We start from the raw sequence: 6,692 nt of genomic DNA on the forward strand, positions 1-6,692 counted from the left end.
CCGCCCTGCGCTCCGTGTCCCGCCGAGCCGCCCGGCCCAGCCGGGCGCGGCGGAACAGGGGTACTCCGGCCGCCCCCGCGACCACCGGCAGCACCGAGCCGCCCAGCACCGCCAGCACCAGCCCGGCGACGGGGGCCCACCACTCGGCCCGTAACCGCCCGCGCACTCGGGCGAGTTCACGCTGCATCCGGTCCCGCACCGGCGGACCGGTGCTCACCACTCCGCCTCCCGCCAGCAGCAGCCGCGCCCTTCGCGCCCCGGAGCGCCGCCCGCCGAGCAGCCACACCGCCGCCCCGGCGCACAGCACGGCCGTCCCGGTCGTCACCGGCCCGAGAGCGGCCTTCCCGGCAGCATCCGCCGCCAGGGCCACCGGCCCCCACATCAACTCACCCATCCCGGCCACGACTTCCTGCCTCCATTCCGATCCACCACTGCCTCGCACCGCTTCCCCCGGCCTCCACTGACCACTGCCGCTCCGGCCCGGCCGGGCGGAGCAGCGCCCGCAGCCGCTCCCACCCCCGTTCCGCCACGAATGCATCGGCGCCCCAGCGCAGCGCCGGTACCGTCCGCACCAGGCCCGACGCGTCCCGCTCCAGCACCCGCACCTCGGCGATCCGGCGCCGCCCCGACCGGTCCCGCACGAGATGCAGGACCACCGACAGCGCGGCCGCCAACTGACTGTGCAGCGCGGCCCGGTCGAGCCCGGCGGCCGTGCCCAGCGCCTCCAGGCGGGCGGGGACGTCCGCGGCCGTGTTGGCGTGGACGGTGCCGGCGCCTTCATGACCGGTGTTGAGCGCCGCCAGCAGGTGGACGACCTCACCCCCGCGCACCTCGCCCACGACCAGCCGGTCAGGCCGCATGCGCAGCGCCTGCCGCACCAGGTCCTCGAGGGTGACCAGGCCCGCCCCCTCCTGGTTGGCGGGTCTGCTCTCCAGCCGGACGACGTGCGGGTGATCGGGGCGCAGTTCGGCGGAGTCCTCGGCGAGCACGATCCGCTCGCCCGGCCCGGCCAGTCCGAGCAGCGCGCTGAGCAGAGTGGTCTTCCCGCATCCGGTGCCGCCGCTGATGAGGAAGGACAGCCGTGCCTCGATCAGCGCCCGCAGCACGGCGTCTCCGCCCGGCGGAACCGTGCCCGCCGCGACGAGTTCGCCGAGGGTGAAAGCGCGGGGCCGGACGACCCGCAGGGACAGGCAGGTGCAGCCGACGGCGACCGGGGGCAGGACCGCGTGCAGCCGGGTGCCGTCGGGCAGACGGGCGTCGACCCAGGGCCGGGCGTCGTCCAGCCTGCGCCCGGCCACCGAGGCCAGCCGCTGGGCGAGGCGCCGTACGGCCGCCGCGTCGGGGAAGGCGACGGCGGTGCGCTCCAGGCCGCCGCCGCGGTCGACCCACACCTGGTCCGGCGCCGACACGAGGACGTCGGTCACCGAGGGATCGGCGAGCAGCGGCTCCAGGGGCCCGCTGCCGATCAGTTCGGAGCGCAACTGCTCGGCAGCCCCGAGCACTTCGGTGTCCCCGAGCACCCGGCCCTGCTCGCGCAGCGCCTGCGCCACCCGCGCCGGTGTGGGCTCGGCCCCGCTCTCGGCCAGCCACTGCCGCACGCCGTCCAGCAACTGCGCCGGCATCCCCGAGGCGTCGCCCCGGCCCGGCCCGAGCCGCTCCGGCAGCCGCGGCCGTTCCTGCGGTCCTGCCCGTCCCAACTGCCCCGGCGGCAACGCCCCACCCGCCGAAGCACCACGCCCGCCCGGAGCCCGCTGCCCCGCTCCGGTCCTCATCCGGCGCCTCCCGCCTCGATCAGCGCCCGCTCCAAGAAGGCCGTGCAGAAGCGGGCCAGCGGTCCGCGCGCGGCCGCGCCGGGAGGCGTCCTGCCCTCGCCCGGGCGTCGCAGCCCGGCCTCCACGGGCACCTCGCCGGCCAGCGGCAGCCCGAGCAGCCGGGCCACCTCGCGTTCGTCCAGTCCGGGCGCGTAGGGCGCTCGTACCGCCACGCGCAGGTCGCGCAGGACCATGCCGACCGCCGAGGCCACCCGGGCCGCGGCCGCCACGGCGCGCAGCTCGGCGGGGACCACCAGCAGGGCGAGGTCGAGCTGGGCGAGGGCCTCGGCGACGCCCTCGTCGACGCGGCGGGGCAGGTCGACCACCACCGCGCCGCCGCGCCGGCGGGCTGCGGCGAGCACCGCCCGGACCGCCTGGGGCGGGACGGCGACGCAGTCGCCGCGGTCCCAGCTGAGCACGCGCAGCGAGTGCAGTTCGGGCAGCGACTCCTCCAGGGCGCCGCCGCCGACCCTCCCGCGCGAGCCGGCGAACGCGGGCCACCGCAGCCCCTCGGCCGCCTCTCCGCCGAGGAGCACGTCGAGCCCGCCACCGAGCGGATCGGCGTCCACCAGCAGGGTGCGCAGGCCCTCCCGAGCGGAGGTCACGGCGAGCGCGCAGGCCAGGGTGGAGGCCCCGGCCCCGCCACGGCCGCCGATCACACCCACCGTGAGTGCGGGCCGGCCGACGCCCTCGGCCACGTCGGCGATGCGGTCCACGAGCCACTGCTCGCCGTCGGGCAGCATCAGCACATGGTCGGCGCCGATCTCGACGGCGCGCCGCCAGACCCCGGAGTCGTCCTGGTCGCGGCCGACCAGGACCACGCCGCGTCTGCGCGAGGCACCGCGCACCCGGCGTGCGGCGTCGTCGCCCACCAGCACCAGCGGCGCGGCTTCCCAGCTCCCTCTGCGCTCGGGCACCCCGTGATGGACCTCCGGGGTGGCGCCGGCCGCCGCGCACAGGCGCAGCAGGTCGTCCAGGAGCGCCGCGTCCTCGGTGACGATGAGCGGTCCGCCCTGCCGTCCCGGCGTGCCGGGCGGCGGATCGTGTGTGACGGTTCCGGCCACGGGTCGTTCCCCCTTCGCAGCGTGTTCGCGCGGCCCCCTCGGCCGGGCGAATCCGTGGATGTGAAGAACCGGAGAGACGGCCCTTCATATGCGGCCGGCAGAAACCGGCCATACGCGCCCGACAAACGGAACCGGCCATGAACTCGCCGCGAGCGGTGCGCGCAGGAATCACGGTGCAACGGCCCGGGAAATAATGTGGATCTTGGTCGAAAACTGTGGACAACTCCGCGGCTGTGAATATCGCCGTCACCCATACCGGTGATGCCCGCACCGCTTCCCGTATGACTTCCGCAGCGCAGCCTCACGGATACGGAGCGTGACGGATCGGGGCGGCGGGGCGGGAAGCGGCACTGAGGGGCCGTTGCGGCACGCCGGTTCCGTACAGAAGGGGAGAAACCCGCCCGGACATGCGACGACCCCCGCCGGGGGGGAGAGCGGGGGTCGTCTCCACGGCCGACTCGGGGGGGGAGGAGTCGGACCGGGTTAGCACGGTCGCGAACGATCCGTGACTTCCATGGTGTACCCGAGAGCCCTCTCAGGCAAACCCACGCGCCCACCTTACGCCGAATGGGCTGCCCCTATGCTCAGTGGCGTGGAAAACCACTCCTTGCCCCGCACAGCGGCCTTCTTTGATCTGGACAAGACGGTCATTGCGAAGTCGAGCACGCTCACCTTCAGCAAGTCCTTCTACCAAGGCGGACTGATCAACCGCAGGGCCGTCCTGCGAACCGCGTACGCCCAGTTCGTCTTCCTCGCCGGCGGCGCCGACCACGACCAGATGGAGCGGATGCGCGCGTACCTGTCCGCGCTGTGCCGCGGCTGGAACGTACGGCAGGTCAAGGAGATCGTCGCCGAGACGCTGCACGACCTCATCGATCCGATCATCTACGACGAGGCCGCCTCCCTCATCGAGGAGCACCACACCGCGGGGCGCGACGTCGTGATCGTGTCGACGTCGGGCGCCGAGGTGGTCGAGCCGATCGGCGAACTGCTGGGCGCGGACCGGGTGGTGGCCACCCGGATGGTGGTCGGCGAGGACGGCTGCTTCACCGGCGAGGTGGAGTACTACGCCTATGGCCCGACGAAGGCGGAGGCCGTGCGGGAGCTGGCCGAGTCCGAGGGCTACGACCTCGAGCGCTGCTACGCCTACAGCGATTCGGTCACCGACGTGCCGATGCTGGAGTCGGTCGGGTACCCGCACGCCGTGAACCCGGACCGCGCGCTGCGCAGGGAGGCACTCGCGCGCGGGTGGCCGATTCTCGACTTCCACCGGCCGGTGCGGCTCAAGCAGCGGCTGCCCGGGTTCTCCGTGCCGCCGCGCCCGGCCCTGGTCGCGGCGGCGGCGATAGGAGCCGCGGCGGCCACCGCCGGCCTGGTCTGGTACGCGAGCCGGCGCCGGGGGACGGTCGCCTGATCGTCACCGGCCGGGCTGACCGTTTCCCGGCGGAAATGGCGTTCGGCATCCTGGCGCCCGTTTAGATCCCGTTTGACCTTAAAAGTAAAGAAGTGCAGCCAGGGGTTCCGCTTGCTCCCGGCTTGCAGTACAAAGGACCTAACGGCCCGCGAGACCAAAGGACATCCGAGAGGATCACCTTTAAAACGCATTTGGCCCCACGGACCGAGCATGAACACCGGGCACCCACGCGACGTCGACCCGTCGATTACGGGCCAGCCGCACCAGGTGACGGGCATAAGTTCCCGACCTGATGGGCGACATATCGAGGACGCTTGGTAACTCGGTGGGCATGCCAGCGGCGGTACGAGCTCTCGTACCGCCGCACTTGTGCGACACCGCACTCGGCGACGACGCAGGCATACCTCAGGCCGCGCCGCGCTGCAGCGCCTCGCACACCGCCGTCGACTCGCGTGCGCCCAGCTCGACCGCCTTGGCACAGTGGGCGATCCACGCGGCCATGCCCTGCGGGGTGCCCGAGACATAGCCGTCGAGGGCGGCCAGATAGGCCGCGCGGCCCAGCTCGGCGTGGCCCACCTCGGCCGGGCAGACCGACTTCGGGTCGAGGCCGCTGCCCACCAGGACGACACGTTCGGCCGCCCGCGCCACGAGACCGTTGTGGGAGGCGAAGGGCCGCAGCGCCAGCAGCTCGCCGTGCACGACCGCGGCCGTCACCAGCGCGGGCGCGGAGCTGCCCTCGACGATCAGTCCCGACAGGCCCTCCAGCCGCCCGGAGACCTCCGCGGCTCCGGGCAGCGGCAGCTCGACCAGCGGTTCGGCCACCTCCTCGCCCTCCAGCCGAGGCCGGCCCACGCGGGCGTCGTCGCTCGCGGCGGCGACCAGGTGCAGCCGGGCCAGCACGCGCAGCGGGGACTGGCGCCAGACGGACAGCAGCTGACCGGCCTCGGCCGTCAGCCGGAGGGCCGCGCCCACCACGCGCGCCTCGTCGTCGCCGCTGAAGTCGGTGCGCCGGCGCACCTCCTCCAGGGCCCAGTCCGCACCGGAGAGCGCGGCCGAACCGCGCGCGCCGCGCAGCGCCGCCTCGGAGGTGATCTCGTTGCTCCGGCGCCGCATGATCCGGTGCCCGTAGACCCGGTCCACGGCCTTGCGCACGGACTCCACGGACTCGGCCACACCGGGCAGCGAGCCCAGGGCCGCGAGCGGGTCGGCGGTAGCGCCTGTCGTACTCATGAGTACGACACTACGCATTCCGGCGGCCCGCCCCACGAAGGAGTGGTCTTCTTCACGCTCCCGACCACTCGACGCACTCACCCGACTACGCTTCGTGAACATGAAAATTGCTTTCGTCGGGAAGGGCGGCAGCGGGAAGACCACCCTGTCCTCGCTGTTCGTCCGCCATCTCGCCGCCACCGGCGCACCCGTCGTCGCGATCGACGCCGACATCAACCAGCACCTGGGAGCCGCGCTCGGCCTGGACGAGGCGGAGGCCGCCACGCTGCCCGCCCTGGGCGACCACCTGCCGCTGATCAAGGAACACCTGCGCGGCACGAACCCCCGTATCGCCTCCGCCGAGACGATGATCAAGACCACCCCGCCCGGCGAGGGCTCGCGCCTGCTGCGGGTGCGCGAGGACAACCCCGTCTACGACGCCTGCGCCCAGGAGGTGGAACTCGACGGCGGCGCCGTCCGTTTGATGGTCACCGGCCCCTTCACCGACGCCGACCTCGGGGTCGCCTGCTACCACTCCAAGACCGGCGCGGTGGAGCTGTTCCTGAACCACCTCGTGGACGGCCCCGAGGAGTACGTGGTCGTCGACATGACGGCCGGCTCGGACTCCTTCGCCTCCGGCCTGTTCACCCGCTTCGACATGACGTTCCTCGTCGCCGAGCCGACCCGGAAGGGGGTCTCCGTCCACCGTCAGTACAGGGAGTACGCCCGCGACTTCGGCGTGGTCCTCCGGGTCGTCGGCAACAAGGTGCAGGGCCGCGACGACGTCGACTTCCTGCGCGCCGAGACCGGGGACGACCTGCTGGTGACCGTCGGGCACTCGGACTGGGTGCGCGCCATGGAGAAGGGCCGGCCGCCCCGGTTCGAACTCCTGGAGGACGCCAACCGCCGCGCCCTGCGCACCCTCCAGGTCGCCGCCGACGCCACGTATGAGCTGCGCGACTGGCACCGCTACACCCGCCAGATGGCGCACTTCCACCTCAAGAACGCCACCGCGTGGGGCAACGAGCGCACCGGGGCCGACCTGGCGGCGCAGATCGACCCCGGCTTCGTGCTCGGCGAGGACGTCACCGCTCCCGCCTGACGACAGGGCCTAGGCGTATTGACCTGAAGCGTTGTTAACGCGGCTGATCGGTGGGTGGCCGCCGAGTGCGGTGTGGCAGCGGTGGTGGTTGT

The 6,692-nt window shown here is 73.4% G+C and carries 5 protein-coding genes and 1 pseudogene; 2 read left to right on the forward strand and 4 right to left on the reverse strand.

Translation table 11 applies throughout. The features are described from left to right. From IE249_RS38785 to ssd, 3 genes and pseudogenes are all read right to left on the reverse strand, one after another. Positions 1-394, reverse strand: a pseudogene (locus tag IE249_RS38785) (hypothetical protein); the annotation flags it as partial. Continuing rightward, on the reverse strand, positions 387-1,622 hold the full coding sequence (locus IE249_RS28780) for a TadA family conjugal transfer-associated ATPase (RefSeq protein ID WP_229859464.1): 1,236 nt from the start codon (positions 1,620-1,622) through the stop codon (positions 387-389). The pseudogene IE249_RS38785 and the gene IE249_RS28780, both read right to left, overlap by 8 nt. Positions 1,623-1,768: 146 nt before the next feature. Next, positions 1,769-2,875, reverse strand: a complete 1,107-nt coding sequence (ssd, locus tag IE249_RS28785) for a septum site-determining protein Ssd (protein ID WP_189709364.1) — start codon at positions 2,873-2,875, stop codon at positions 1,769-1,771. A gap of 580 nt (positions 2,876-3,455) precedes the next feature. Between ssd and IE249_RS28790 the strand changes: the two genes are divergently transcribed. Continuing rightward, complete coding sequence (locus IE249_RS28790) at positions 3,456-4,289, forward strand: HAD family hydrolase (RefSeq protein WP_189709366.1); 834 nt, start codon at positions 3,456-3,458, stop codon at positions 4,287-4,289. Between the two features lie 405 nt (positions 4,290-4,694). On the opposite strand, the gene IE249_RS28795 is transcribed toward IE249_RS28790, so the two are convergent. Continuing rightward, positions 4,695-5,519, reverse strand: a complete 825-nt coding sequence (locus tag IE249_RS28795) for a Fic family protein (protein ID WP_189709368.1) — start codon at positions 5,517-5,519, stop codon at positions 4,695-4,697. Between the two features lie 100 nt (positions 5,520-5,619). On the opposite strand from IE249_RS28795, the gene IE249_RS28800 reads away from it, so the two are divergent. Continuing rightward, on the forward strand, positions 5,620-6,600 hold the full coding sequence (locus tag IE249_RS28800) for an ATP-binding protein (RefSeq protein WP_189709370.1): 981 nt from the start codon (positions 5,620-5,622) through the stop codon (positions 6,598-6,600). Positions 6,601-6,692: the final 92 nt, after the last annotated feature.

Source organism: Streptomyces anandii JCM 4720 (assembly GCF_014650655.1).
Lineage (GTDB): Bacteria > Actinomycetota > Actinomycetes > Streptomycetales > Streptomycetaceae > Streptomyces > Streptomyces anandii.